The 24,377-nt window shown below is 60.9% G+C and carries 20 protein-coding genes; 13 read left to right on the plus strand and 7 right to left on the minus strand.

The window, feature by feature from the left end; genetic code table 11:
- Window positions 1-135 precede the first annotated feature (135 nt).
- The 3 genes from L2I41_RS17225 to L2I41_RS17235 all read right to left on the minus strand — a co-directional run bounded on the left by L2I41_RS17225 (window position 136) and on the right by L2I41_RS17235 (window position 2,858).
- Window positions 136-1,098 (minus strand): AAA family ATPase, encoded by a 963-nt coding sequence (locus L2I41_RS17225; RefSeq protein WP_237154816.1) that lies wholly within the window; start codon window positions 1,096-1,098, stop codon window positions 136-138.
- 17 nt (window positions 1,099-1,115) lie between these two features.
- A complete protein-coding gene (locus L2I41_RS17230) occupies window positions 1,116-1,634 on the minus strand; it encodes a ribonuclease H family protein (protein WP_237154817.1) in 519 nt (172 codons plus the stop codon).
- 663 nt (window positions 1,635-2,297) lie between these two features.
- On the minus strand, window positions 2,298-2,858 hold the full coding sequence (locus L2I41_RS17235) for a recombinase family protein (protein ID WP_237154818.1): 561 nt from the start codon (window positions 2,856-2,858) through the stop codon (window positions 2,298-2,300).
- A 961-nt stretch (window positions 2,859-3,819) separates the two neighbouring features.
- On the opposite strand from L2I41_RS17235, the gene L2I41_RS17240 reads away from it, so the two are divergent.
- The 3 genes from L2I41_RS17240 (at window position 3,820) to L2I41_RS17250 (ending at window position 6,014) form a co-directional block, all read left to right on the plus strand.
- On the plus strand, window positions 3,820-4,404 hold the full coding sequence (locus tag L2I41_RS17240; RefSeq protein ID WP_237154819.1) for a Rha family transcriptional regulator: 585 nt from the start codon (window positions 3,820-3,822) through the stop codon (window positions 4,402-4,404).
- 370 nt (window positions 4,405-4,774) lie between these two features.
- Complete coding sequence (locus tag L2I41_RS17245) at window positions 4,775-5,167, plus strand: Rha family transcriptional regulator (protein ID WP_237154820.1); 393 nt, start codon at window positions 4,775-4,777, stop codon at window positions 5,165-5,167.
- Window positions 5,168-5,306: 139 nt separating this feature from the next.
- Entirely contained in the window at window positions 5,307-6,014 is a 708-nt protein-coding gene (locus tag L2I41_RS17250; RefSeq protein ID WP_237154821.1) for a toll/interleukin-1 receptor domain-containing protein, read from the plus strand.
- Between the two features lie 35 nt (window positions 6,015-6,049).
- Here L2I41_RS17250 and L2I41_RS17255 read toward each other — a convergent pair whose 3' ends face one another.
- The gene (locus tag L2I41_RS17255; protein WP_313791146.1) at window positions 6,050-7,456 is read right to left on the minus strand and encodes a DUF6538 domain-containing protein; all 1,407 of its coding nucleotides are present in this window, start codon (window positions 7,454-7,456) and stop codon (window positions 6,050-6,052) included.
- 1,005 nt (window positions 7,457-8,461) lie between these two features.
- On the opposite strand from L2I41_RS17255, the gene L2I41_RS17260 reads away from it, so the two are divergent.
- From L2I41_RS17260 to L2I41_RS17280, 5 genes are all read left to right on the plus strand, one after another.
- Window positions 8,462-8,941: a DUF6326 family protein gene (locus tag L2I41_RS17260; protein WP_237154823.1), complete on the plus strand. Its 480-nt coding sequence runs from the start codon at window positions 8,462-8,464 to the stop codon at window positions 8,939-8,941.
- A 374-nt stretch (window positions 8,942-9,315) separates the two neighbouring features.
- The gene (locus L2I41_RS17265; protein ID WP_237154824.1) at window positions 9,316-10,206 is read left to right on the plus strand and encodes a MipA/OmpV family protein; all 891 of its coding nucleotides are present in this window, start codon (window positions 9,316-9,318) and stop codon (window positions 10,204-10,206) included.
- A 406-nt stretch (window positions 10,207-10,612) separates the two neighbouring features.
- Entirely contained in the window at window positions 10,613-10,978 is a 366-nt protein-coding gene (locus tag L2I41_RS17270; protein ID WP_237154825.1) for a metal-sulfur cluster assembly factor, read from the plus strand.
- 3 nt (window positions 10,979-10,981) lie between these two features.
- A complete protein-coding gene (locus L2I41_RS17275) occupies window positions 10,982-12,067 on the plus strand; it encodes a DUF8744 domain-containing protein (protein WP_237154826.1) in 1,086 nt (361 codons plus the stop codon).
- A 335-nt stretch (window positions 12,068-12,402) separates the two neighbouring features.
- Window positions 12,403-14,466, plus strand: coding sequence for a methyl-accepting chemotaxis protein (locus tag L2I41_RS17280; RefSeq protein WP_237154827.1), 2,064 nt, complete (start codon window positions 12,403-12,405; stop codon window positions 14,464-14,466).
- A gap of 109 nt (window positions 14,467-14,575) precedes the next feature.
- Here L2I41_RS17280 and L2I41_RS17285 read toward each other — a convergent pair whose 3' ends face one another.
- A complete protein-coding gene (locus tag L2I41_RS17285) occupies window positions 14,576-15,925 on the minus strand; it encodes an alpha-glucosidase/alpha-galactosidase (protein WP_237154828.1) in 1,350 nt (449 codons plus the stop codon).
- A 376-nt stretch (window positions 15,926-16,301) separates the two neighbouring features.
- Here L2I41_RS17285 and L2I41_RS17290 point away from each other — a divergent pair, with 376 nt between their 5' ends.
- Complete coding sequence (locus tag L2I41_RS17290; RefSeq protein WP_237154829.1) at window positions 16,302-17,330, plus strand: LacI family DNA-binding transcriptional regulator; 1,029 nt, start codon at window positions 16,302-16,304, stop codon at window positions 17,328-17,330.
- Window positions 17,331-17,333: 3 nt separating this feature from the next.
- On the opposite strand, the gene L2I41_RS17295 is transcribed toward L2I41_RS17290, so the two are convergent.
- A complete protein-coding gene (locus tag L2I41_RS17295; protein ID WP_237154830.1) occupies window positions 17,334-17,729 on the minus strand; it encodes a flagellar basal body rod protein FlgC in 396 nt (131 codons plus the stop codon).
- A gap of 199 nt (window positions 17,730-17,928) precedes the next feature.
- Here L2I41_RS17295 and thiM point away from each other — a divergent pair, with 199 nt between their 5' ends.
- Entirely contained in the window at window positions 17,929-18,765 is an 837-nt protein-coding gene (gene thiM, locus L2I41_RS17300; RefSeq protein WP_237154831.1) for a hydroxyethylthiazole kinase, read from the plus strand.
- Window positions 18,766-18,774: 9 nt separating this feature from the next.
- On the opposite strand, the gene L2I41_RS17305 is transcribed toward thiM, so the two are convergent.
- The gene (locus L2I41_RS17305) at window positions 18,775-21,351 is read right to left on the minus strand and encodes an EAL domain-containing protein (protein ID WP_237154832.1); all 2,577 of its coding nucleotides are present in this window, start codon (window positions 21,349-21,351) and stop codon (window positions 18,775-18,777) included.
- Window positions 21,352-22,025: 674 nt separating this feature from the next.
- Here L2I41_RS17305 and L2I41_RS17310 point away from each other — a divergent pair.
- The 3 genes from L2I41_RS17310 (at window position 22,026) to L2I41_RS17320 (ending at window position 24,260) form a co-directional block, all read left to right on the plus strand.
- Window positions 22,026-22,388, plus strand: a complete 363-nt coding sequence (locus L2I41_RS17310; RefSeq protein WP_237154833.1) for an ArsR/SmtB family transcription factor — start codon at window positions 22,026-22,028, stop codon at window positions 22,386-22,388.
- A 220-nt stretch (window positions 22,389-22,608) separates the two neighbouring features.
- Window positions 22,609-22,944, plus strand: coding sequence for a rhodanese-like domain-containing protein (locus L2I41_RS17315; protein WP_237154834.1), 336 nt, complete (start codon window positions 22,609-22,611; stop codon window positions 22,942-22,944).
- Window positions 22,945-23,495: 551 nt separating this feature from the next.
- Entirely contained in the window at window positions 23,496-24,260 is a 765-nt protein-coding gene (locus tag L2I41_RS17320) for a DeoR/GlpR family DNA-binding transcription regulator (protein WP_237154841.1), read from the plus strand.
- Window positions 24,261-24,377 lie beyond the last annotated feature (117 nt).

The raw sequence follows: 24,377 nt of genomic DNA on the forward strand, positions 1-24,377 counted from the left end.
GCCGGGTGTTAGGATTGGCGTTTGGACTGGCCAAGGGCTTTGCGGTATTGAAACAGATGAGGGGGTGGATGGATGCGAGAATTATCCCGCACCCGATCCCGTTCCATGAGACCAATCTCCATTGAAGAGCTTGGCTTAGATCGCCCCCACCATGGTCTTGGTCTCCGACAAGCACCCATCCCATTCGGCTTTGGTGATCTTCCCTTCGCCAATCGCAGCGCTCTTCCTGCGGCTCACAGTCGATCTGTCTACCTTGAGGGCCTTCGCCAAAGCTGCGTCAGAGGTGTAGTGACCGGACTTGACCATGCTTAGGAGTTGGTCTGTCTGGTCATTGCTTCCCCCTGATGTGGTCCAATGGCCATCGTCGAGCTTGGCTGTGAACCGTCTGACATCGTCGCCCCTGCGGGAGCGAACCTTCTCAAAGACCACGTCGAATGCTGCCCCTCCTTCCTCCGACAGCCCCTGTGGTCTGGTCAGATGGACGACGATGTTGAGTGGAACCGTCATCTTCGAAGTCCCCCGATATCCGCCCTTCTTGTTGGCGTGGTGGATGAGGATCGAAGTCCGCCCTTCGGCTTTCAGTGCGACCAGAAGGGATAGGACGGGGTCGAACGAAGACGCTGCATTCTCGTCCCCGATGGTCGCAAGCGTCGAGAGATTGTCGAAGAATATGAGGTCTGCGTCATGCTCTTCAGCGAGGTCAAGGACGGTCGCCCGCCCCTCTGTGCTGGCTATGTCAATGAAGTCGCCCCCTTCCTGCCCAAGGCGGGCAGCGATCTTCAGATTGGCCATAGCCGCTTCCTTGTCGATCCCGTCTATCGTCGGCATGAGGACGCGCACCCGTTCACTCAGATCGATGAGGTCCATCTCCCCGTCAATGATCAGTACGCGCCGGGGTCTAGGCGCCGCCCAACGCCCGAACAACGAACCTCCTCCAGCCACGGCAAGCGCCATGGCCAGAGCAAGCATTGATTTTCCGAGACCAGCTTCAGCGTAGATCATGCCGGTCTGTCGATCAGCCAACCAAGAGCCAAGCATGGGTTCACGCTCCGGAATATCCAGGTGAAGGAGGTCAGCCGCAGAAAGCACGCGTATCATCTGCGCACTTTCTGACATCACGCAGCCCTCGCAATCGGCAAGGTCGCTGCGTTGGCCAACTGATCGGCCCGATCGTTCCACTTGTTGCCAGAATGTCCATAGACATGACGCCAACCCAGCTTCGGGAAGCGCGCCGCGACATCTATGAGCTGGTCCCAAAGTTCCCGGTTCTTCACCGGCTTGCCGTTGGCTCCACGCCAGCCGTTGACCTTCCACCTGGGAAGCCACTTGGTGAAGCCGTTGACGACATACTGGCTATCCGAGACGATGACCACGGACAGGTCCGTCCGGTTCAAGGCGTCGAGCGCTTCAAGTGCCCGGATGGCCGCCGTTAACTCGGCAATGTTGTTGGTCGCAATGCCGAGATGATCGGACCAATGGCCGACTTCCACGCCTTCATGGACGACCACAAAGCCGGAACCGGCAGGGCCTGGGTTAGACGGTTCGGCAGCGCCGTCCGTGTAGATTTCGACCGAAGCCCCGTTGGCCATGGTCTTGATGAAGTCGGCAGTTTCGAGGAATGCAGAGAGAGACATTGTGCTGGTCTTTCATATGGTTGGGAGTTGGGTCGAGGATGCTCGCCACGCTTCGTCACGCGGGCGTATGGCGCATCTCGGGGATGGTGCTGACCATTCCAGCCAACCAAGCTCAGGGCCGCCCATAGCCTTCCTAGCGAACAGCAGAACGCACACGCGCCGACGCACCCAAGACCGGACCAGCACGAGGCGGCCTTGAGTGTGTCAACGCATGGCGTTGAGTGTTGCGATGGAAGGAATGGACGCCCTGAACAAGGCGGATGAGAAGGTCGGCACCATGCCGAAGAGGCGGAAGGCTGCTAGACGAGAGCAGCGGCTAAATTCGAATGAGACCTATGATGTGTCGCAATTGTTAGAACCTATGATATGTCGCAAATAATGCTTTGTTTCTAAAGGATAATCAGAGAATTGCGGCAGCACCCTACGCAGGTAGTCATCTCGCACACTCAATCTCAGGTGATAAAAATGCTGCCCGTCAACACCTCGTACGCCTGTTCCTGTGCTCAGGCGATTGGGTGAACCAGGTGTCTTGCTTTTGGCTTTCCAGGCGCCGCAGCCGGTCGCGTTTGTTAATCAGGTGGCCGTCATTGAGGCTCATATGAACGATGACGTACGGAAGCGCCAAGAGAAGCAGGGCGCCGATGGCTATGAGCGTGTCCATGGTCAACCACCCGCGCCTTCTGTCACCACCTTTTGAACCGCCGATTTGCTGAACCCGACCGCTTCGGCGATCTTGCGCACGCTCTCACCGGACGCACTCCGGCGCAAGATTTCTGCCTTGGTCTCGCCGGTCAGCTTGGCGGGTCGTCCACCTGACCGACCTTCGGCTTTCGCTTTGGCGATGCCTTCAAGCTGGCGTTCCTTGCGTAGGGCAGTCTCGAACTCTGCGATGCTGGCGAGGATGCCGAACACGAGCTTCCCTGTCCTGGTCGTTGTGTCCAGCGAGGGATCATCCAGAACGCGGAAGCCAACGTTCTTTCCGTCGAGCGTTTCGACTATCTGATGGAGGTGCGCCGCCGAGCGGGCCAGACGGTCCAGCTTGGTGACCAGCAGCACGTCGCCTTCTCGAACGAACCGAAGGCACTCCTCCAGGGCCGCCCGCTCGCGATCAAGGCCCGACTGCTTTTCGCTGAATATCTTCTCGGCTCCTGCCGCTGCCAGCCTATCGAGCTGGGCGGCATGGTCCTGCCCTATGGAACTGACGCGGGCGTATCCAACAATCATTCCTGTCCCCTATCCTCTAAAGGAAGAATGGACACATAGTTAGTGGACGCTAATTGGACAGTCAAGCGATATGTGTCCACTATGTGTACTTTGTGGACAAGCACGCTCGATCGGCAGCCAGCGCGGCAAGTCGTTGAGACCTAGGTGAGTGGGTAACCGACCGCGTGCGTGGAATAGAAGTGTTGAACCTCAGCTTTGACCGGCGTGCCGATGACCGGCTTGTGTAAGCGGGACACACTCGACGTGCCACAGGAGTGGCGGAACGCGTCAAGTCGTTGAGACCTAAGAGGGTGGGTAAAGAATCGATCGCGCGCGGTGCGCGGTTGGGTTCAGCCTTGGACCAGCTTGCCACGGATCGGCCTGTCCGATCGTGACACGTTCGATGTGTCGCAAGATGGCCGGTTCGCGCCAAATCGTTGACACCTAGGTGAGTGGGTAAATAACCGCCAAGCGGTTCTGCACGCCCAATCTCAGCCGCGATACGCCCATACCAGAGGGCGAACGATCGGCCCGCCCTGCGCACGCCCATAGGCTCGCGACCGGGTGCACGGGGGGAAAGGCGCGCGGCTCATCCATCATGCCCCCTCGAAAATATGCGACCCATTTTTAGCCGCCGGTCAAATGTCCTAGGATGGCGGGTAAATAATCACCCGGCTTTCTGCGGATGCATCCATTGCCCTCAATTTTGAGGGAATTGAGATTACCGCCGAAGTCGGCTTCGGCATCCCCTACGATCGCGCTTTCGCCATGGCCACGTCGTGCTGGACACGCTGGATATCTGACTGAGCAAATTTGCTCAGACGGTCGAACGCACCAATCCGAGCGGGCGCCGGCCCCACATCGACGCCCTGGCCGCCGAGGCCGCCCACGAAGTGATCTCCCGTTATCAGGCCGAGATCATGCGCGATTTCGCCGCCAACGCTCTGATCGTCAACTTCAACAACAAAGAGGTCTACCGCAAATGAACGCTTTCACCCCCATCTCACGCTCAACCCCCATCATCCACGTCGAAGGCAACCGCGTGTTTGCCACAAGCAAGGACGTCGCGGAGTTCTTCGGGAAGCGCCACGACCACGTCCTTGAGGCCATCACTGACATCCTCAAGATGGACATTTCCATTGCCCCGAATTTTCGGGCCATTGAGCTTCCCGTCAAAGTCGGCTTCGGCATCCGCCGCGACCGCGCTTTCGAAATGGACCGCGACGGCTTCACGCTGCTCGCCATGGGCTTCACCGGGCCGAAGGCGCTCAAGTTCAAGCTGGCCTACATCGCCGCGTTCAATGAGGCCATCAAGCGCTTGGAAGCGCTGGAAGCCGCGCCCACCGTCCCCGCCCTGCCCGACTTCACGAACCCGGCGCGTGCGGCCATTGCATGGGCTGAGCAGTACGAGCGGGCCGAGAAGGAACGGCTTGCCGCCCAGGCTGAAACGGTGCTGCGCATCGCCGCCGTGGAAGCGGAAGAGAAGGCGGAGAGGCAGGTCATGGCGTCTTCGAAGGCCAGTTGTGCATTGGGTTGCTGTGACCGGGCGCCGGTGGTTTCCTCATGACGACAAACCCGGCTTGCTCCAGGTTCTCGATCAGGTTTTCGGCAGTTAATCTCGCCATCAGGTCATCCCCAAAATGGACGCGCTTTTTTCCGCGATGGCTTAGGCCGTACATCAGCGTGAACATGAGGTCGTCTCTGCTGGCGGGCATGAATTCCTTGTCATCGGACATCGATTGGCTCCAATAGAACACAAAGAGAACATAAGTGAGTTCGAAGCCGTTGCCTACTGACAAGAGTCGGCGGTAGGTCGACATCTGGATGGCGTATGGATGCTAAGGAGTGACCTATCTCCGCAACAGTGGTCCCCCTCCACCACCACCCCCACCACCGCCGCCACGCTCTCAACGGTCGCGTACGGCGCCGCCCTCACCATGTCCAGCCTGGAGATTGCCGAGCTGACAGGGAAGCGCCACGACAACGTCATGCGCGACATCCGGTCCATGCTCGTCGAACTTTACGGCGAAGGACGTCTCCCCAGTTTTGGGGGCACATCCAAAGTCACTCAGCCAAACGGTGGGGAGCGTGAAGTACCCTGCTTCAACCTCCCCAAGCGCGAAACCATGATCCTCGTGTCCGGCTACTCGGTGGTCCTCCGCTCGCGCATCGTCGACCGCTGGATGGAGCTTGAGGAAGCCGCCAAGTCCGCCTTCGCTCCTGCCCTGCCCGACTTCACGAACCCGGCACGCGCCGCCATTGCATGGGCCGAGCAGTACGAGCGGGCCGAGAAGGAACGGCGGCGAGGAGATATACCACCCACTCCGTAGACACAACTTCACGTAAAAATTATCAACCATAAGTTATGGTGCGTATAAAATCATATGCAATCAAAAGAACACATCTATAGACATCATTTCCCACTATATAGTAACGTTAACTAATATTTAAGAACGAGGAACTCTTCACATGGCCAGATGCACAGCGCCGGTTCAGGGACATCGATCAGCGAGCGCTGAAGCGGCCTGCCCCAAATGTGGCGGCGGACGCTTTCGCGGATATGGTGGAAGCTCATCCTTTGCGCCGTCTTCTTACCCAACATACTCTCCGTCATACAGTGGTGGAGGCGTTGGGAGTAGGGGCGGCGCGTCTGCTGGCAGTACACGCCCTAGGTGGTCGAGAGCTGGATCTTCAGTCGTTTATACACCAGCTGAAGTACGAACGCTGACACCTATCCGCGAAAATTTTGAAAAGCGAGCCTTGCTCCCAGATCTTCGCGATATATTTCTTTGCCATGCCTGGGATGACAGAAAAGGCATCGCCAAGGAGCTGCATGATCTACTTATTTCGCGCGGTGTCTCCGTCTGGTTTAGTGAGAAGGATGTGCCCCTTGGCACTTCTTTACTGCGTGAGATCGACAAAGGACTTGTGAACTCGCGCGTAGGAATTGTACTTGTAACCCCCGCACTGCTCCGTCGGGTTCAAGCAGAAGGTGTGGCGGACAAAGAACTATCAGCGTTACTAGCACGTGACTTGCTTGTTCCCATCGTGCACAACACGACCTACGAAGCTCTCCGAGATGTTAGCCCGTTGCTCGGGTCGCGAAGTGGCTTGAGCACCACAGAGGACTCTATGTCGGAAGTGGCTGCCAAGTTGGCCGAGTTGGTTGCGCTCTAGCTCGCATGGGCTACAACTTCATCACAGTCGAACACTCAAACTGCTTTCTTGCCAGCATTCGGCGGCGGCAGCTTCACGCTCTCGACACAGGTGCGCATGATCTCAAGCGGCTGCGCTTGGGAGTAAAGGCCGAACGTAATCGACAAGCCGTCCGAATGCCCCATAACACGAGCAACGACGCTCTCATGCTGTCCAGCCTCCTCGCACTTTCGCGAGAACCAGCGACGGAAGGAATGGAAGTCGACACGTGAGCGTCTGGCATTCGGGTCGGGCTTGTCGTCGACACCAAGGCGTCGCCGATAGGTAGCGAAGCGCTTGGATATGGCCATCGTCCTCGCGCCATCCCAACCGCTTTCAGGAAAGTCAGGAAATATGAAAGCGTCAGGCGGAAGGCTCTCTCCAGTCTTGGCGCTGGTGGTCCGATCCCGAATGATATCGGCAAGCGCCGCATGGATTGGAACCTTGCGGACGCCCGCCTTGGTCTTGGCTCTCCGGATGTCGAATAGACCATCCACACAGTCTCTCACCCGGAGCTGTCCTATTTCCTCCAGGCGCATTCCGGACAGGGCTGCAATCCACATGAGGTCCTTCAAGTCCCGTGTGGCCGGTCCATGTACCAGCTTCGCAACTTCCTGATCGGTGTAAGGCCTCGGCTTGCTTCCCCTGCTCTGACCGTTCTCGTCAACGTCCTGACTGTCACGCCAATCGCGGACTCGCGGCAGTTGCTTCCCGCTCCATGGGTTGGGCGCATCGTGGTCGAGGATACCAACCTTGGACATCCACTTCCAGAAGACCGAAAGGAGGCTGAGCTTCTTGTTTATGGTGCGCGGGTTGATGCCCTTCGCCACCATTCCGAGGTCCCTGAACTCTCCAGCCGTCCGGCTTGTGACCGCTTGGACGGTTAGAGGGCGTCGGGCTTCCTTCATCCAGGCAGTCAGATCAGCCATGGCCGTCCGGCAATCCGCTTCACTGCGCTGAGCAAAGTCCTTTGCCGCCCGCCGCGTGGTCAGGTAGCGTTCCAGATGCGTGTCGAGTGGATCGGCCTTTCCCGCAACGATGTCTGCGTAAACGGCAGCGTCGTCAGGCGAACGATCCCGAAGCCGGTCGATGCGCGCACCAAGCCCCTCTTCAATCATTTCCACGCGGCTCCGAGTGTGGGCTTCCCGAAGCTCCTGCCGAACCTCCAGCGCCTCACTTATGAGGGCTTGCCGCTCATCCTCATGCTTCTTTGGAGCTGCGAGTGCGTCCATTTCCTCGCGAAGCTCTGCCACCACCTTCCAGCGCGCGGCTTGGGCAGCAGACAGGTCCGTTGTCTTGAGCGACCGCAACAAGCGCCTCTTGCCGAGTGCGTCTCTCAGCCCGCGCGGAACCTCAACAACGGCATACCAAGTGCCGTCTCTACGCGGCTGAGTGAGGTATCTTTTATCACCTGTCCAACCCATGAAATCACCTGACCACAACGCTGACCACAACGCACTGACCACAACTCCTAGGCCGAAAACTACATGAATATCAATATGTTCAATACCTTAAATGTTCAAATCTGGGTGTCCTGCCACCCCAGCCAATCCTTTTTCATTGTTCCCGGCCTGACTGCGTGACGCTACGCTGCCCTCTTGTTGCGATCCAGTCGCGCTGGGCACCGGACGGAGCAACAGTGCCTCGGCTTCGGCAAGCAACTCCGAGGGATCACTTGCAGGTAACAAATGGCCAGATTCGTCCATCCTGATCGCAGTTGACGAATGTGCCCGAGCCTCTCCGGAACGGACTACAAGGAAAGATCTGGATCACCATGGGCCTCGACTGATGCACCGCGAGGCATGGAAATGCCGCAGGCCAGGCGGACCGGTAGGTTTGGGCGCTGGCACCTCGTCAGCCGCATTATCCTGCTCTGGCGTTAAGTGACGAGACTGCACAGCAAGGGCCATTCGGGCGCCGGACGATCGAACATGCCGCTCACCGAGGTGGCGTCGCCAAATCGGGGAGTTGCTTGCATGCGCGGTCAATCGTCTTGAGGCACAGGCAGACAAAGGGCAGCGTACCAGTGCGCCTCCTGATCATGACGTTTCATTGCAATCAGGCTAACGTCGTTTGGACTGGATGTTCAAAATCGAACCGGGCAAAGGTGGCTCTTCGTACGATGTATCCTTCGGCGCACAGGCATCATTTGGGACTCCGGGCACTATTCACGGGCGGCAGACGACCGGTGTACTCGAAGTGGCGCTGAGCGCATGCCCCTAAACTCGAGCAACACTCCAGCCTGACATGCTTCTTCAAGCCAGTGGCCAGGCGCAATGACGCGCGCGCCCAGGACGTTCACAAGTGCATCCAGCTGTCGTGTTGCCTTTGTCCGGCATCTGCGACTGGCCAGTCTTGGCTTGGGAAGCAGACATGGCCATCGACCAGTGCGACGCGATCGTTGAATTATAGAATGCAAGAGAGTGAAAATGAATACGTTTGATGCCAACGAAAACCAGAAGGAAAAAGCAAATATCGACACAAGACTTAAACTTGCGTCCCTATGGACCTGTTTTATGTTTATGTATATCTATGTCGACTACTTCCACCTGTACATGCCATCTTCATTAAACGACATACTGTCCGGAAAGGTGTTTGAGTTTGAAATCAGTCAAGCTTTCCTTTTGATCTCCATGATCTCCGTGACAGTTCCAGCTCTGATGATTCCATTCTCCCTCATTCTGCCAGCGAGCGTGTGTCGCAGGACCAACATCATCGCGGCAATAGTCTACATTCCCTACACACTGTTCAACTTGGTGGGTGAAGCCTGGATACATATGGTCTTTGCCGCTGCTGTTGAAGTTGTTCTGCTGTTGGTAATTTTGCGACATGCTTGGATTTGGCCTCGTGTTCAAACTGGAATCACTTCCGGGGCAGCAGCGCACAGCTTCCAGGTCGCGAAGCCATAACTTCACCCCTAGATGCAAACCATTGCCACCTGTCGTGTGTACAGGCGGGTGCCGGCGCACCGAGAGTCCTTCTACCCGGCAACCCGACGGAGCCTCCTTTCCTTCGTACTCACGCGTCCCGGCATGATGCCGATGTGACGACGTCAACAAGACGAACGGGAACCAGCGGACAGTTGGCGAGACGTGTCTCGTGGCAGGAGCAACTACCAAGTCCGTGCTGTCTTTGGCTTCTCCATAAAGCTAGATGTGGGCGACAAATGAATATAGACAGATCATTCCAGAAAGTACTTTTCAGGTACTTATAATTCATTGATATGGCAATTTCAGAATGTCATTGGTGCAGCCTAGTCGAAACCGATATTTAGGACATGCCCATGCGTTCTTATGTACTTCGTCAGGAAACCTGCACGTCCCGAATGACCAGAAGTGGACGACTGCGGTTTGTCGCCTTGGCCGCCACTGTGCTGTCGAGCCCGACGGTTGTTCATGCCGCCTCTCTTGGCGAGAACATGGATGCAGCAGTGGTGACGGACACCTCGATGGACCAGGTCCAACCCGGCCGGATCGACCGGGCCTTTGCGCTGTTGCACGACTGGAATGTCGTTGTCGGTGCTGCCGCCCTGATGCTCCCCGAGTACGAGGGATCCGACAAGTTCAAGGTCATGCCCTTTCCCCTCGTATCCGCCTCCTTTGGCGAGCGCGTGTTCCTCGACCCGACGGGTCTCAGGCTTGATCTCTACCAGGATGGCGGGCTGCGGGTCGGGCTGAAGGGTGGGTATGACATCGGGCGGCAGGAGGGCGATTCCGACTATCTCAAGGGGCTCGGCGATATCGACGCCGGCGGAATCCTCGGGGGCGTGGTCAGTTATGAAAGCGGTCCATTCAAGGTTTACGCCGAGGTTGACAAGACGATCGGCGGCAGCGACGGCCTCACGGGCACGCTCGGTGCCGCCGCGTCGCATCGATATGAGCAGTTCATCTTTTCGGCTGACGTTTCCGCCACCATGGCGGATGACAAATACATGGCGGCCTACTACGGGGTGAACGCCATCCAGTCAGGGAGATCAGGCCTTGCGGAATATGACGCGAAGGGTGGCTTGAAGCGTACCGACTTGAAGGTCTCCGTTACCTACATGGTCAACGAAAACTGGTCCGTGACAGGCGCCGCCGGCGCTGGTTTGCTGATGGGCGACGCCAAAGACAGCCCGATCGTCAAAGACGACATCCAGCCGTTCGCGATGCTGGGCCTAGCCTATCGGTTCTAGAGCGCTTTCCGGTCAGGAGGAGCCGCCTGATCGACAAGAAATCGCTCCGGATTCAACAGCTTGAGCCCCCTCCGATCTGTTCTTCCAACATGATCGGCCGGTGCTCCGGTTTGGCGATCCACTGATGTTGAGAGCCAGGCGCTCTCAATGTCAGTGGAGTGATCTCCGTACAGACGGGAGGGGCGACTGCCGCCGGGAGGGGCGCGCCGTAGGAAGGTGGCTGCATCGGCTCTTTTCAGTTGATGGAGTAACCGGCCAGACTGGAAAGAGCCCCCGACCTCCTCTTCCCCCCCAATCCCCCGCGAACTTGTGCCCCCACAACGTTCCGCACGCTCTCTCGCCTCATAGTGCCTCTCGAACCTGGGTCGCTTCGGCATCCTTGCCGAGCCAATGGAGGGTCAAGGTCATGGGCGAGAGCGCGGTGGTCGACAGGGTGTGGCAGGCCTTGCGGTCGATTGATGATCCGGAACTTGGGGTCAACATCGTCGATCTCGGGCTGGTCGACGAGGTGGCGGTCGATGGCAAGTCCATCGCCGTGCGTCTGATGATGACCACGCCCACCTGCCCGATGGCGGCCTTGATGTTCGAGATGGCGCGGGCGGCCATCGAAGGGGCGGTCGGCCCTGGCCATGAAGTGGCGGTGACGCTGGACCGCAATGCGCGCTGGCATCCGGAGCTGGCGGTCGAAGCCGTCCGCGACCGCTTTGCGCCGCCGCCGCCCAGCGGCGACAGCCTGCTGGATCGTGCGGCCCGTCTGATCGGCTGGAGGTGAATCATGACCCTGCGCCTCGCTCCCGGCATCGCCCTCTTGCTTGCATCGGCTTTCGCGCTGGTCTGCGGCCTTGCGGGCGGACTGGCGCGCTTTGCCCTCGTCGACGTGCCCATGACGATCGCCGACATGCATGGCGTCCTGATGGTCTGCGGCTTCTTCGGCACCCTGATTTCCCTGGAACGCGCCGTGGCCGACGGCCGGCTGCTGGCGCTTGGTGTGCCGATGTTCGGCGTTGTCGGCACCATCCTGCTGTTCGTCGGCACCGTGGAGATGGCAGCCGCAGCCTATCTTCTGGCCTCCGTTGGGCTGCTTGCCCTCACGCTGATCGCCGCCGTCAGGGTCCGCGAGCCCTTCCTCGTCGTGATGAGCGCCGGCGCGCTTCTGTGGGTTGCCGGCTGCGTCCTGTGGCTCGCGGGCCATGAACCGCGCGACGTGGCCTATGACTGGTTCGGCTTTCTGATCCTCACCATCTTTGCCGAACGGCTCGAGTTATCCCGCCTGCGCTTTCATTCGCGCGCGGCGCTCCAAACCCTCGGTGCCATCCTCACCGTGCTCGCGCTGGCGCTCATGGCGGGCGAGCCATGGAACGGTTCGGTGACTTTCGGCCTCGCCCTCGCCGCGTCCGCCATCTGGTTCCTGCGCCGGGACGTTGCCCTGGTCACCGTTCGTGAAACGGGGCTTCCACGCTTTGCTGCCATCTGCCTGCTGCTCGGCTATGGCTGGCTCATCGCCGCGGCCGGGCTGCTGATCACCCTGCCCCCAGCGGAAACCACCTTCGGCCATGACGCGGCCCTGCACGCCATCGCTCTCGGCTTTATTCTTTCAATGGTGATGGCCCATGCGCCGATCGTGCTGCCGGCGGTGGCAAGGGTGCCGGTCCGCTACACCGCCTGGCTCTATGGGCCTGTCGCGCTGCTGCAGCTCGCCGCAGGCTCGCGCGTCGCCGCCGACCTGATCGAGGACGCCCAGTGCCAGCAGCATTCGGCGATGATCACGGTGGCCGCGCTTGGCCTCTATGTCGCAACGCTCGCGGTCACGCGCGCGGTGGATCTCAGGCGGAGCAGGACGTTGGCTTCCGTCCTCGAGTGAGCGGAGGATTGCGCCTCAAATCGCGCGTTGAAATTATTAATAAGAGCAACGAAACAATCATATATATCTCCTTTTAAATATATACAATTGTGATGCAGTATCCTGCGGTTGCCAAACACGAAAGTATTTTCACGTACACCAAAAACTGTCATCCGCTGTTAACTAATGCCAATCCTACAATGTGATCAGACGTGGCAGTTTGCCGTTTCCACCCTCTTTTGGGTCTCGGCAATCCTGACATTTCGCCGTCTTCGAAGCCTGCCTGCAATCCAGTTCGGCAAACCTCCGCGAACGCTTTGCAGCACACAGGGTTCACCGATCACTTGTGAGGTCTCATGAAGATCAATGATCTGTCGCTGCGCACCAAGCTTATCGCAGGCACCGGTGCGCTCTTTGCAGTCGCGCTGGGCGGTGTCACCATTCTCGGATCATCGATGATGATGACCAACGAGCGCGCTGCCGCGGAAAACAGTGCCACCACGCTTCTGTCGACCTACAGTCTCGACATCACCACGCGCGTCAACACCGCCCTGTCGGTGGCGGAAACCAGCGCCAGCGGCATCGAGGGCATGGTGGCCGACAACAAGGTCGACCGCGACGAGATCGGCAACTACGCCACGTCCGTCGTCCGCGCCAACCCGCAGCTGATCGGCATGACCGTTGCCTTCGATCCCAATGCCATCGATGGCCATGATGCGGACTACAAGACGCATGCCTTCTCCGACGAAACCGGCCGCTTTGTCCCCTACTTCTACCACAAGGCCGATGGCAGCGTAGCGGTCGAGAAGCTGGTGATGACCAAGGAGGCCGGCACCGAGGGCTGGTATGACAAGCCGCTGCGGGAGAACCGCAACCTGCTGACTCCGCCATACATCTATCCGATCGACGGCAAGGACACGCTGATGGCCACCTTGTCCATGGTGGTGCGGCGCGATGCCAAGCCGATCGGCATCGTCACGGCGGACATGCCGCTCACCGAGATTTCGGCGCATGTGTCGTCGCTGAAGCCGTTCGAAACCGGTTCGGTGCGCCTCATCGGCACCGACAATCTCTGGGTCGCCAATCCCGATCCGTCGCTGATCGGCAAGCCGGCCGATGGCGCCCTTGCAAAGGAAGCGCTCGCCAATGCCAACGGCGACCCCGTGGTGTTCACCGACGACGACGGCGTCTCGCAGTGGATGCGCGCAACCTCCGTCACCTTCCCCGGCCTCAAGGAGACCTGGCTGCTGGTGGAGACCATTCCCGAGGCGACACTGACGGCCAACGCCACCGCCGCGCGCAACGCCATGATGCTGGCCTCGCTGGTGGCGCTCGCCATCGCCCTCGTGCTGTCCACCTATCTGTCGCTGTCGCTGGCTCGCCCCATCATCGGCATGACGCGCCGCATGCGCGACCTTGCTGAAGGCGACACCAACATCGACATCGACGGCCTCTCCCGCAAGGACGAGATCGGCGAGATGGCCCGCGCCGTCAACATCTTCCGCGAAAATGCCATTCACCGGCAGGCGCTTGAGGGCACCCGTGACGCGCATGAGAAGGCGCAACTGGCCCGGCAGACGGCCATCGAACAGCTGATCGACTCCTTCCGCCGCTCGTCCGCCTCGGCCATGCAGCATGTCAGCACGGCCACCGTCGCGCTCGACCAGGTGGCGACCGAGCTCAATGCCGCCGCCGCCGAAACCAGCGACCGCGCCGGTCTTGTCTACGAAGCCGCACAGCGCGCGTCGGGCAACGTGCAGACCGTCGCCTCCGCCGCCGAGGAGCTTGGCTCGTCGATCAACGAGATCAGCACCCAGGTGGCTCGCACGTCGTCGATCATCGGCACGGCCACCGAGGGCGCACGCACCAGCAACGTCAAGGTGGGTGAGCTTGCCAAGGCCGCCGGTCGCATCGGCGAGGTGGTGACGCTGATTCAGTCGGTCGCCGAGCAGACCAACCTGCTCGCGCTCAATGCCACCATCGAGGCCGCTCGCGCCGGCGAGGCCGGCAAGGGCTTTGCGGTTGTGGCCGCCGAGGTGAAGCAGCTCGCAGACCAGACTTCGAAGGCCACCGGCGAGATCGGCCGTCACATCGACGCCATCCAGCAGGCGACGCGCGAGGCGGTCGGCGAAATCTCGCGCATTTCCTCCACCATGGAAGAGGTCAACGGCCACTCGGCCGCCATGGCCGCGGCGATCGAGGAACAGGGCGCGGCCACCGACGAGATCGGCACGTCGGTCGAAAGCACCGCCAGCGAAACGCACATGGTCACCGAGAACATCGGCAAGCTGCAGGCCTCGGTGGCGCAGACCCGTGCGACGGCCAATCAGGTGCTGGAAGCCGCCGGTGCCGTGACCTCGGTCAAGGACCAGCTCGAAACCGAGATCGAGCGCTTCCTGCAGGCCGTTGCGGCCGCCTGATGAAAAACGCCCGGCGGACTTTTCCACCGGGCGCCTCCGATTGATTGCGGCTGTCAGGCCGCCTTGTCCTCAGGCCGGCGACACCGTCGCCGGCCTCTTGCTTTTCCTGTCAGCGCGCCCATTCGGGCAGCCACTCGCGGTGTGCGACCAGCAGCTTGTCGACCAGCGACCAGATCTGATCGAGGTCCAGTTCGGCGCCGGTGTGCGGGTCCAGCATGGCAGCGTGGTAGATGTGCTCGCGCTTTTCCTCGACGAGCGCCGCCACGGTAAGTTCCTGCACGTTGATGTTGGTGCGCATCAGCGCCGTCAGCTGCGGCGGCAGAGCCCCGACATAGGTCGGCTGGATGCCGCTTTCATCGACAAGGCAGGGAACTTCGGCGGCGCAGTTGGCCGGCAGCGAGGTGATGCAGCCGTTATTGCGCACGTTGCCGTAGATCACCGAGGGCTCGCCCGTCCACACCGAGTTCATGATGGACGAGGCATATTCGTGGCTCTCCTTCACCTCAAGGGTGTCGTCGCCGGTCAGCGCCTTGGACTCTTCCTTCCAGCGGGCGATCTGCTCCACGCAGCGCTTGGGATATTCGTCGAGCGGAATGCCGAACTTCTCGATCAGGTCGTCGCGGCCTTCCTTGATGAACCAGGGCGTATATTCGGCGAAATGCTCGGAGCTTTCGGTGACGAAATAACCGAGGCGCGTCAGCATCTCGTAGCGCACCTTGTTGGGGCAGCGCGGGTTCCAGTGGCTGGGCTTGGGGAAGCGGCCTTCGCGATAGCCGGCCAGCAGGTCGGGATAGAGATTGCGGTAGCTGCCATCGTCCATCCGTTCCTCGAACTTCAGGTAGAAGGCCATGTGGTTGATGCCGGCCGCGCGATAGCGGATCTTCGAGACGGGGATGTCGAGATCGCGCGCCAGCTCGTAGGCCGTGCCCTGCACCGAGTGGCAGAGGCCGACCTGGCGGATCTTCGGAAACTTCTCGGCGATCGCCCAGGTATTGATGGCCATCGGGTTGACGTATTGCATCAGGATGGCGTCCGGGCAGACCTCCATCATGTCGGCGCAGATCTTCCACAGATGCGGCACGGTGCGCAGGCCGCGCATGACGCCGCCGATGCCGAGCGTGTCGGCAATGGTCTGGCGCAGGCCGAACTGCTTTGGCACCTCGAAGTCGGTGACCGTGCAGGGCTCGTAGCCGCCGATCTGGAAGGCGACGACGACGAAGTTGGCGCCGGTCAGCGCCTTGCGCTGGTCGGTATGGGCCTCAACCTTGGCGGAGGCGCCGAGGGCGCGCACCAGCTTGCCGGCAACGATCTCGCTTTCGGCCAGACGTTCCGGGTTGATGTCCATCAGGGCGATGGTCGCGTCCTTGAAGGCCGGGCGGTGAAGAACGTCGCCGATGATGTTCTTCATGAAAACGGTGGAACCTGCGCCGATGAAGGCAATCTTGGGAGAAGCACGCATGGGTTCGAGATCCATTGGTCGGAGCGGTAGAACCTCCTGACAACCGGTGCGGCTCCCGTAGCCGGCAGGCGGTTGACCGGAGAAAGGTTATGGTCCTGAGGGCCCGATCACGACATAGGCGATCCTTGTGTCGCGACGATGTGGTCCGCAGCTGAAATTCGTCTTCCGGCCGTATCCTCCACGGGGCCGACCCGGCCGGCGGCAGCCCCAGAATGGCCGGACGAAGCGCGCTCCATCGGCCACACTGACACGTGACATTACGGCCTCCACCGTCACTAACACGTGTTATCTAGGATATCCTGGGTATTTGCGTTATTGTCAAGCGCCAGAAAATCGGGATGAGTTGAAACCCACATGTCGAGGCCGATCTCACTAAATGTCCAAGCGCGTAACCAGTCATGACGTCGCCCGCCGCGCCGGTGTTTCACGGACCACAGTGTCGCTCGTGCTCAATCGCTCGGATGCGGCCACCTTCAGTCCCGAAACGCGCGAGCGCGTGCTGCAGGCGGCGGCCGATCTCGGCTACAAGCCCAACTCGGCGGCCCGCATGCTGGTCAGCGGCAACAGCGAGACCATCGGCCTGGTCATCTCCAACAAGGACATCCTGTCGGTCGATGCCTTCGTGCCGCAAGTGCTGCACGGCATCGGCGAGGTGAACCAGCGGCACGGCTTCCACGTTCTCCTCGAGAGCCTCGCCAGCGGCCCCGGCGCCGGCACCTACGACCATCTGGTCGAATCGCGTCGCATCGACGGACTGATCCTGCTCAACCCCCGGCAGGACGACGAGGCACTCAAGCGGCTGATCGAAAACAAGTTTCCGATCGTTCTTGTGGGCACGCTGCGCCATCCCGAGGAAGCGTCGATCAACTACTCGGCCTCCGCCAGCACCCGGCAGGCGGTGGATCTCCTTGCGGATCTTGGCCATCGCAACGTGGGCATGGTGGCTTTCGCCCCGCCCGGCTTCGTTGCCGTCGAGGGGCGCAAGGAAGCGCTCCGTCGCGGGCTTGTCGCCCGCGGCCTCGATCTCGCCGACAGCGCCGTCGAGCATGCCAACTTCAGCGCCGAGAGCGGGCATGCCGCCACGCGCGCCCTGCTGACCCGCCGGCCGGATATCACCGCCATCTTCGCCGGCAACGATACCATCGCCATCGGTGTCATCTCCGCGGCCAGGGCCTTGGGCCGGCGCGTTCCGGAAGATCTTTCCGTGGTCGGCCATGACGACCTGCCCTTTGCCGCCTGGCTCAGCCCGGCGCTGACCACGATCCGCAATGATGCGGTACGCCAGGGGGCATTGGCGGCGGAGATGCTGATCAGCATTCTGGAGGGCAAGCCGGTCGCCGAGCGACGCGTGCGCCTGCAATCGGAACTGATGGTTCGCCAATCCTGCGCCGCAGCGCCGCGCTGACCGTCAGAAGAGCGTGTCCATCAGCGATTTCTGCATGTCGCTCGCGGCCTTCATGGTCTTCACGTTGGCTGCGTAACTGACGCGCGCCATCATGACGTTGGAGACTTCCTGCTCCATGCTGACGTCTGGCGCGGCCACCATGCCCCGTGCATCGGCATCGGGGGCGTTGGGCTGATACTGCAGACTGTAGCCGGGCGACCGCTGGCTGACGGTCGCGACCGTGCCACCGCCGGGGGCTTCGCTTTGCGAGACGTCGAGCGGGCGATAGACGGAGGACGCTCCGTTGGCATCGGGAACCCTGCCGGTATCCGACGCGTTGGCGATATTGGCCGCGGCGGCATCAAGGCGTGTCGTTGCGGCGTTGATGCCGCTCAGAGCGGCCCTTAGCGCGGACAGCATGCAAGGTCTCCTCACGGGCGATTGCCCATTGGTACGCTGCCGATCCTACACCCGTCGCCTTGACCGAGCCTTTGCGCGATCAGGCCAATTTTATCGATTGGACCCGGCGCCAAATCGGTCCCTGTAGTGGAATGTACACATCGCCTTTTGTCGGCTTGACGTCTATATGAACCGTCTTTTCCAACTCACGGACGCAAGCATGACTGCCGCCCATCACGCCCCCACGATCGACGATGTCGTTGCCGCCCACGCCAAACTGCGTGAGGTTCATCCGCTGGTTCAGGCGATCACCAACACGGTGTCGACCAACTTCATGGCCAACGTGCTGCTCGCCGCGGGCGCGTCGCCGGCCATGGTGGACAATCCCGAGGAAGCCGGCCTGTTTGCCACCATCGCCCATGGCGTGGTGCTGAACCTCGGTACGCCCACCGCCGCGCAAGTCCAGTCCATGCGCCTGGCCGCCGAAGCTGCGCAGAAGGCCGGGCGCCCCTGGGTGCTCGATCCGATCGCCGCCGGCGGCCTGCCCTGGCGCGGCGGCATTGCGGCGGAGCTGCTCGCCTTCCGCCCGGCCATCATCCGCGGCAACGCGTCCGAGGTGATCGGTCTTGCGGGTCTCGGCGGCGGCGCGCGTGGCGTCGACAGCTCGGCCGATCCGGCCGACGCCGTCGGGGCGGCGGTCGATCTTCTGGCTCACGCCACCGCCGTCTCGGCTTCCGGTGCCATCGATCACGTGGTCGGCCATGTGGGCAAGGACAAGGTCCTGATCCGCGTCGGTGGCGGAAGTGCCCTGATGCCGCGCGTCACCGCCACCGGCTGCGCCCTTGGTGCACTGTCGGCCGCCTATGCCGGCATCGCGCCCGATCCGCTCACCGGCCTCATCGCCGCGCATGTGCACTTTGCCGTCGCCGGTGAGATCGCCGAACGCACCGCCAAGCGCCCGGGCTCGTTTGCCGTCGCCTTCCTCGACGCGCTCGATGCGGTCGACGAGGCCAGCCTCAGGGAATTGGCCAAGATCCAGGCGCCCGTGGCGCTCTGACCGGCCCGATCAGCCCCGGCCGATCTGCATCTGCGCCGGCGCTGATCCCTCCACGCCGACCATCGGCCGGCCGAAATAGAAGCCCTGCGCCTCCAGGCAGCCTTCCTGCTGCAGCAGGCGCAGCTGGCTCTCGGTCTCCACCCCTTCCGCCAGCACCGGAACCGACAGGCTGCGTCCGAGCGCAAGCACCGCCTTCACGATCGCCCGTGATTCCGGCTTGTGGTCTGCGGCCATCAGGAAGGACCGGTCGATCTTGATCTTGTCGAAGGGGAAGGAGTTCAGCGTATCGAGCGAAGAGTAGCCCGTCCCGAAGTCGTCGAGCGCCACCGTCACGCCCAGCGCCTTCAGCTGGCGCAGCACGTGTAGGGCGTGGAGCTTGTCGTCGATGATGGTGCTTTCTGTGATTTCCAGTTCCAGCCGGCTCGGCGGCAGCCCCGTCTCGTAGAGCACCTGCCGCACGAAGGCCACCACGTCGTCATTGGCCATCTGCACCGGCGAGAGGTTCACGGCCACCCTGTATTTGCCGTTCCAGGACATGGCATCGAGGCAGGCGCGCCGCAGGACCCATTGGCCGATCTGGATGATCGCGCCGCATTCCTCGGCGACGGGAATGAAGATCTCCGGCGAAATGGGCCCGCGCTGCGGATGGGTCCAGCGCAGCAGGGCCTCGTAGCCCGTTGTTTCCTGGGTCTGCACCAGCTTCTGGACCTGGTAGGTCATGTGGAACTGGTCCTTGGCCAGCGCCTCCCACAGGTCATGCGCCAGGGCGCGGCGCTCGCGCGCAGCTTCGTCCATGGTCGCTTCATAGAAGCAGATGCTCTGATTGACCGACCGCTTGGCCCGGTACATGGCGAGGTCGGCATTGTTGACCAGCTGCTCGGGGTCCGTGGCGTCTTCGGGGAAGATCGCAACACCGATGCTGCCGGACACCTGCACTTCGGAATCGCCATAATGGATGATCGCGGCAAAGCACCTTTCGATGCGTGTCAGGAACTCGCCGAGTTCGGTGTCGCCGACAAAGCGCTTGGTTGCCGAGAACTCGTCGGCACCGATGCGCGCGACGAACTCACCCTCGCCGAGGACGGCTGACAGACGCCGCCCGATTTCATTCAGCACGGCGTCGCCCACCGCATGGCCGCGCTGGTCGTTGATTTCCTTGAACTGGTTGATGTCAATGCCGATCGCCCCGACGCGGACGCCGTTGCGGCGCGCCCATTCGGTTTCCATCTGCAAATGGTCATGGAAGAGGACACGGTTCGGCAAGCCCGTCAGCGTGTCGTATCGAGCCAGGTAGGCGATGCGCGCTTCGTGCTGGCGGCGAACCGAAATGTCCTCGATCGTGGTGACCCAGCCGCCCTCCCCCGTCCCCGCATGGGTGATCGCCAGGATGCGCTCGCCGAACTGTTCTTCGAAGATCACCGGCTCGTCGCTTGAGGTCAACGCCTGAAGATGCCGGGTGGCGATGCTGGCACAGTCTTCGGCGCTTTTGTATTGTTTGCCGTCGGGGTTGTCGAAGCCGATGAGATGGCACAGGCCCGAAAAGGTCGTTCGGCGGTTCACAGCCGTCTCCGGCAAGCCGAAGATCTCGAGAAAGCGCTCGTTGAGCAGGACCAGATTGTGGTCCTTGTCGAACATGCACAGGCCCTGCGTCATGGTCCGCAAGGCCGTATCCAGACTTTCGGTCGCGTGTTCGAGCTTCAGCACCGCCAACGCGTTTTGCGCTTCCAGTTCGCGCTTGCGCTCCAGATTGTTGCGGAACACCACCATGGCATCCGACAGTTCGCCGATCTCGGCGACGGTGGCCCCGCTGGTTGGCACAGCCACTTCTTCTTCACGGGCGAGCCGTCGGGTGATTGCCGTCAGCTTTTCCAGCGGGCTCACCACCATGCGGCGGAGCATCCAGACGGTGATCACCAGCGTGATCAGCGACGACATCAGCGCCAGTTCCAGCATGCGCCAGAAACGCGCCTGCCACATGGCGTATTCGGACGACATGTCGACGGCGACGCTGTAGAGGCCGATCAGCTCGCCATTCTCAATGCCCATCTGGGCCGTATGGCAACCGGAGCAGCGCACATCCGCTGCCGGCCCGCGTCCCAGCACGATCGGCACGCTGATGCGCAGGACGCCGTCCTTGATTTCCTTCACCGTCTCGCCGCTCGCAATGGCCGAGCGGTCGACATCGTCGACTTCGTTCTTGATCAGGCTGTGATGATTTTCGCGCTGGTACGCCTTCACCTTCGGGCCCATCACGACCCAGATCCTGATGCCGTTGTTGCTGGCCGACATCCGCGCCATGGCGCCGTTCAGCGTCTGGATGGCCGGATCGTCGGCGCCAAGGTCGACACGGTTGACCATGGCCTCGGTCTGCAAGGCGGTCAGCATGTCGATGGCGGCATAGGCACGCTTGGAGGATAGCGATTCAATATCGTTGCGCTGTTGCAGCGCTTCCACGAACTCGGCAGCAAATTGCATGGTCAGCAGCATGGCGCCGACAATGATCAGGACGACGACCTGCAGCGACGGCTTCCCAAGCCGCAGCTTCGTGCCCTTGCTCTTTCCCGGGGACAAATCCGAACCAGCCATGCCTCATGCCGCTCCCTCAGCGGGCGCGCCGTGGCGCCCGGGGCACTCCCTTTGGAGCCTGATTGTCCTGATTGCACGGTGCTTGCGTGCAAGCGCCTTGTACTTGATGCTGGCGCGCCTGAAAATTGTAGGATCCAAGGACAGCCAAGATAGGAAACGCAGTCTAATATTTCGCTAATATCCCTGATTCTGAAGCCAAAAGTCGCAATGACGGCTGATATACGAAATGTTGCGTAGTTAAATGCACTGCGAGAGCAGAGGTTGAAATACAAACTTCGGCTTGGCACAGCACCTCCTTCTTCGACACCAGCATCGGCCCGGAACACAAGAGTACTTCTGCGATCGACTGTTATCCTGCTACACCTCGTGCATGCTTCACTGCTCTGGTCTCGCGGGACGTTGCACCTTGAAAACAACAACCGAGAGTCTCCTGACCTCTCTTGAGTCGACTTCGGCTTGTCTCAACTTGCCATTGGCGCATTCACCGGGTACAAGGCATGGCGGCAGCCGTTGCAAGCAAAGTCACTTGAAAAATCCTGGCACCCAAGGCAAACCTGAGTGAGTCATCAATAAATAGTCGTGCGCGACCAGGCTCCGGAAATATCCTGGTGCAAAGGACGAAATTTTCGTATATACGTATATAATGAATTTGTGTAGCAGACTGGGTTTTCTTGATGCAGCCGCAACTTGGCCCCTCCACTTGTGACGAGTTTGCCAACCCCATTGATCAGATGGAATCGCGCGCGGACGAGGCTGCCCGACTGTTGTCGGCCCTCGGCCAGACCAAGCGACTGATGGTGCTTTGCCGGCTTGTGGATCGCGAGATGTCGGTCGGCGCACTCGCCGATTCCGTCGGGCTCGGCCAGTCGGCGCTGTCGCAGCATCTGGCGCGCCTGCGCGATCTCGGCATTGTCGCAACCCGTCGCGAGGCGCAGACCATTTATTATCGCCTTGCCTCCGAGAATGCCCGCAAGCTGATCTCGCTGCTTTATGATCTCTACTGCAGCCCGGATGCCAAGGACAGCGCCGAGGTCTGATCGATCGCCGGATCGCATGGCATCCGGTCCAGCCGGGCGGACGCCTTGTTCCCCGCCACTCCTTGCTTCACCTCTTCCTTCCGCTGCAGTCGCCCACCCGCCAATTGCGTCCCGCCAGCTTGGCGGGCTATATTTATATTAGTAGATTATAATTGACAAATGTAATGCCGTAAGGCACAAACGCGTCACTGTCCGCAAACCGGACAATCGGAGTGTTGCGATGTTTTCTTTCGGTCGATCCCCCATCAAGACCCTCAGCCCGGACCAGGTTTCCCAGAAGCTCGCCGCCGGCGAGATCCAGCTGGTCGACGTCCGCGAACAGCATGAGTGGGACCAAGGCTACATCAAGGGCGCCATTCACGTTCCGCTGTCCCAGCTGCCGGCCCGCTTTGCCGAACTGCCGACGGAAAAGCCGATCGTCTTCTATTGCCTTGGCGGTGGACGTTCGGGTCAGGCGGTTTCCTATTGCCAGTCCAAGGGCCTGCCCGCCGACACCCATATGGCCGGCGGCATTTCCGCCTGGCATGCCCACAAGCTGCCCGTCCATCGCGGCTAACAGCCCGCGCCTGACCGAAGCTCGACCGTGACTGTCGACAAGCCTGCCGCAGAGCCCCAGACGGGCGGTGCGACGGGGTGCGATCAGGCCACGCAGAATCGGTGCTCTGGGCGCGTCCCCACGCCTCGGAGCCCGCCTTCCGGCTGTACATTTTCCGCTACAGCCGGTCGATCGTCCGCCCCGGATCCCGTCCCGTGGGCGGACGATTTGTTTTTTGGCTTTTAGATTCCAGTGAAATGTCTATTGTGCCGCCGCGTTACGAAAACGTAGCAGTGGGTTTTATGGAAAACACATTGCGATTTTCAAATGGATAACCCAGAACTGAACGACGGAGCTGGATGCACGCGATGTACCGCGCCAACTATCCGGCCAGATCGAACTTCGAATACACTGAACGAATGCGATGAGATCTCTTTGATACGACCGTCTTCTTTTTCATTGTGAAAAATGAACATGTGTAGAGCGATCAAGCAAGAACTGTCGACGCGTTCAAGACAAGGAGCATGTCAACAATGTCCGACATACACGACACGGACGATGTCGACCGGCATTTGAAGCCATCCAAGCGGCATTCCGACATCTTGCGTATTCTGCGAGACGAAGGAACTGTGACAATCTCAAGCTTGGCTGCACGCCTCGAAGTCAGTCTGGAGACTATCCGACGTGACGTGCAGCCGTTGGCGCTGCAGGGCCTGCTGGTCAAGATGCACGGGGCGATCAGCCTCCCCGACCGGCTTGGCGAAGAGCCCTTCGACCGCCGCATGCGCGAGATGGCCGAGGAGAAGCGGGCCATCGCCCAGCGCATGGCGCGTCTCATCTCCGACGGCGACAGCTTGATGATGGACACCGGCACCACCACAAGCTTCATCGCTCGCGCTCTCCTGGACAAGCGCGACCTGACCGTCGTGACCAACTCGGCCGACATCGCCCGGACCCTGTCGACGGTCAATGGCAACACGGTCTTCATGGCCGGCGGCCAGCTCCGCGGCGACAATGGCGCGGCCTTCGGCCCCTCGGCAACTGATTTCATCCGCAATTTCAAGGTCCGCCACGCCATCATCACCATCGGCGGCATCGACCCCGATACGGGCATGACCGACTATGATCTGGCGGAAGCCGAGTTTGCCCGCGAAGTGCTTCGCCGGGGCAGCAACCGCATCATCGTCACCGACCACACCAAGTTCATGCGCTCGGCGCTGGTGAAGGTCTGCGACCTCGCCGACATCGATCTGCTGGTCACCGACAAGGCGCCGCCGCAAGAGCTGCTCGACGCCTTCGAGGCGGCCAATGTCACGGTGATCCTGCCGGAAACCTGATGCGCCCCCCTGCCGTGGATCGATCGCCGCGGCAGGGATAGGCCTCCGCGACAAGACGCCCGCGCGCCGCTGACAGGTGCTGGCAGTGAGGTGCGATAGGTTGGCCGTCTGCCCCTT

Source organism: Oryzibacter oryziterrae (genome assembly GCF_021864535.1).
In the GTDB taxonomy this organism is placed as follows: domain Bacteria; phylum Pseudomonadota; class Alphaproteobacteria; order Rhizobiales; family Pleomorphomonadaceae; genus Pleomorphomonas; species Pleomorphomonas oryziterrae.

What these genes read in the sequence shown, in the direction of transcription:
- L2I41_RS17290 (WP_237154829.1), top strand. Translation starts at nt 16,302, where the DNA reads ATGTCCAAGCGCGTAACCAGTCATGACGTCGCCCGCCGCGCCGGTGTT.
- L2I41_RS17245 (WP_237154820.1), top strand. Translation starts at nt 4,775, where the DNA reads ATGTCCAGCCTGGAGATTGCCGAGCTGACAGGGAAGCGCCACGACAAC.
- L2I41_RS17285 (WP_237154828.1), bottom strand. Translation starts at nt 15,925, where the DNA reads ATGCGTGCTTCTCCCAAGATTGCCTTCATCGGCGCAGGTTCCACCGTT.
- L2I41_RS17270 (WP_237154825.1), top strand. Translation starts at nt 10,613, where the DNA reads ATGGGCGAGAGCGCGGTGGTCGACAGGGTGTGGCAGGCCTTGCGGTCG.
- thiM (WP_237154831.1), top strand. Translation starts at nt 17,929, where the DNA reads ATGACTGCCGCCCATCACGCCCCCACGATCGACGATGTCGTTGCCGCC.
- L2I41_RS17230 (WP_237154817.1), bottom strand. Translation starts at nt 1,634, where the DNA reads ATGTCTCTCTCTGCATTCCTCGAAACTGCCGACTTCATCAAGACCATG.
- L2I41_RS17265 (WP_237154824.1), top strand. Translation starts at nt 9,316, where the DNA reads ATGCGTTCTTATGTACTTCGTCAGGAAACCTGCACGTCCCGAATGACC.
- L2I41_RS17305 (WP_237154832.1), bottom strand. Translation starts at nt 21,351, where the DNA reads ATGGCTGGTTCGGATTTGTCCCCGGGAAAGAGCAAGGGCACGAAGCTG.
- L2I41_RS17295 (WP_237154830.1), bottom strand. Translation starts at nt 17,729, where the DNA reads ATGCTGTCCGCGCTAAGGGCCGCTCTGAGCGGCATCAACGCCGCAACG.
- L2I41_RS17235 (WP_237154818.1), bottom strand. Translation starts at nt 2,858, where the DNA reads ATGATTGTTGGATACGCCCGCGTCAGTTCCATAGGGCAGGACCATGCC.
- L2I41_RS17310 (WP_237154833.1), top strand. Translation starts at nt 22,026, where the DNA reads ATGCAGCCGCAACTTGGCCCCTCCACTTGTGACGAGTTTGCCAACCCC.
- L2I41_RS17240 (WP_237154819.1), top strand. Translation starts at nt 3,820, where the DNA reads ATGAACGCTTTCACCCCCATCTCACGCTCAACCCCCATCATCCACGTC.
- L2I41_RS17315 (WP_237154834.1), top strand. Translation starts at nt 22,609, where the DNA reads ATGTTTTCTTTCGGTCGATCCCCCATCAAGACCCTCAGCCCGGACCAG.
- L2I41_RS17280 (WP_237154827.1), top strand. Translation starts at nt 12,403, where the DNA reads ATGAAGATCAATGATCTGTCGCTGCGCACCAAGCTTATCGCAGGCACC.
- L2I41_RS17275 (WP_237154826.1), top strand. Translation starts at nt 10,982, where the DNA reads ATGACCCTGCGCCTCGCTCCCGGCATCGCCCTCTTGCTTGCATCGGCT.
- L2I41_RS17255 (WP_313791146.1), bottom strand. Translation starts at nt 7,456, where the DNA reads ATGGGTTGGACAGGTGATAAAAGATACCTCACTCAGCCGCGTAGAGAC.
- L2I41_RS17225 (WP_237154816.1), bottom strand. Translation starts at nt 1,098, where the DNA reads ATGATACGCGTGCTTTCTGCGGCTGACCTCCTTCACCTGGATATTCCG.
- L2I41_RS17260 (WP_237154823.1), top strand. Translation starts at nt 8,462, where the DNA reads ATGAATACGTTTGATGCCAACGAAAACCAGAAGGAAAAAGCAAATATC.
- L2I41_RS17250 (WP_237154821.1), top strand. Translation starts at nt 5,307, where the DNA reads ATGGCCAGATGCACAGCGCCGGTTCAGGGACATCGATCAGCGAGCGCT.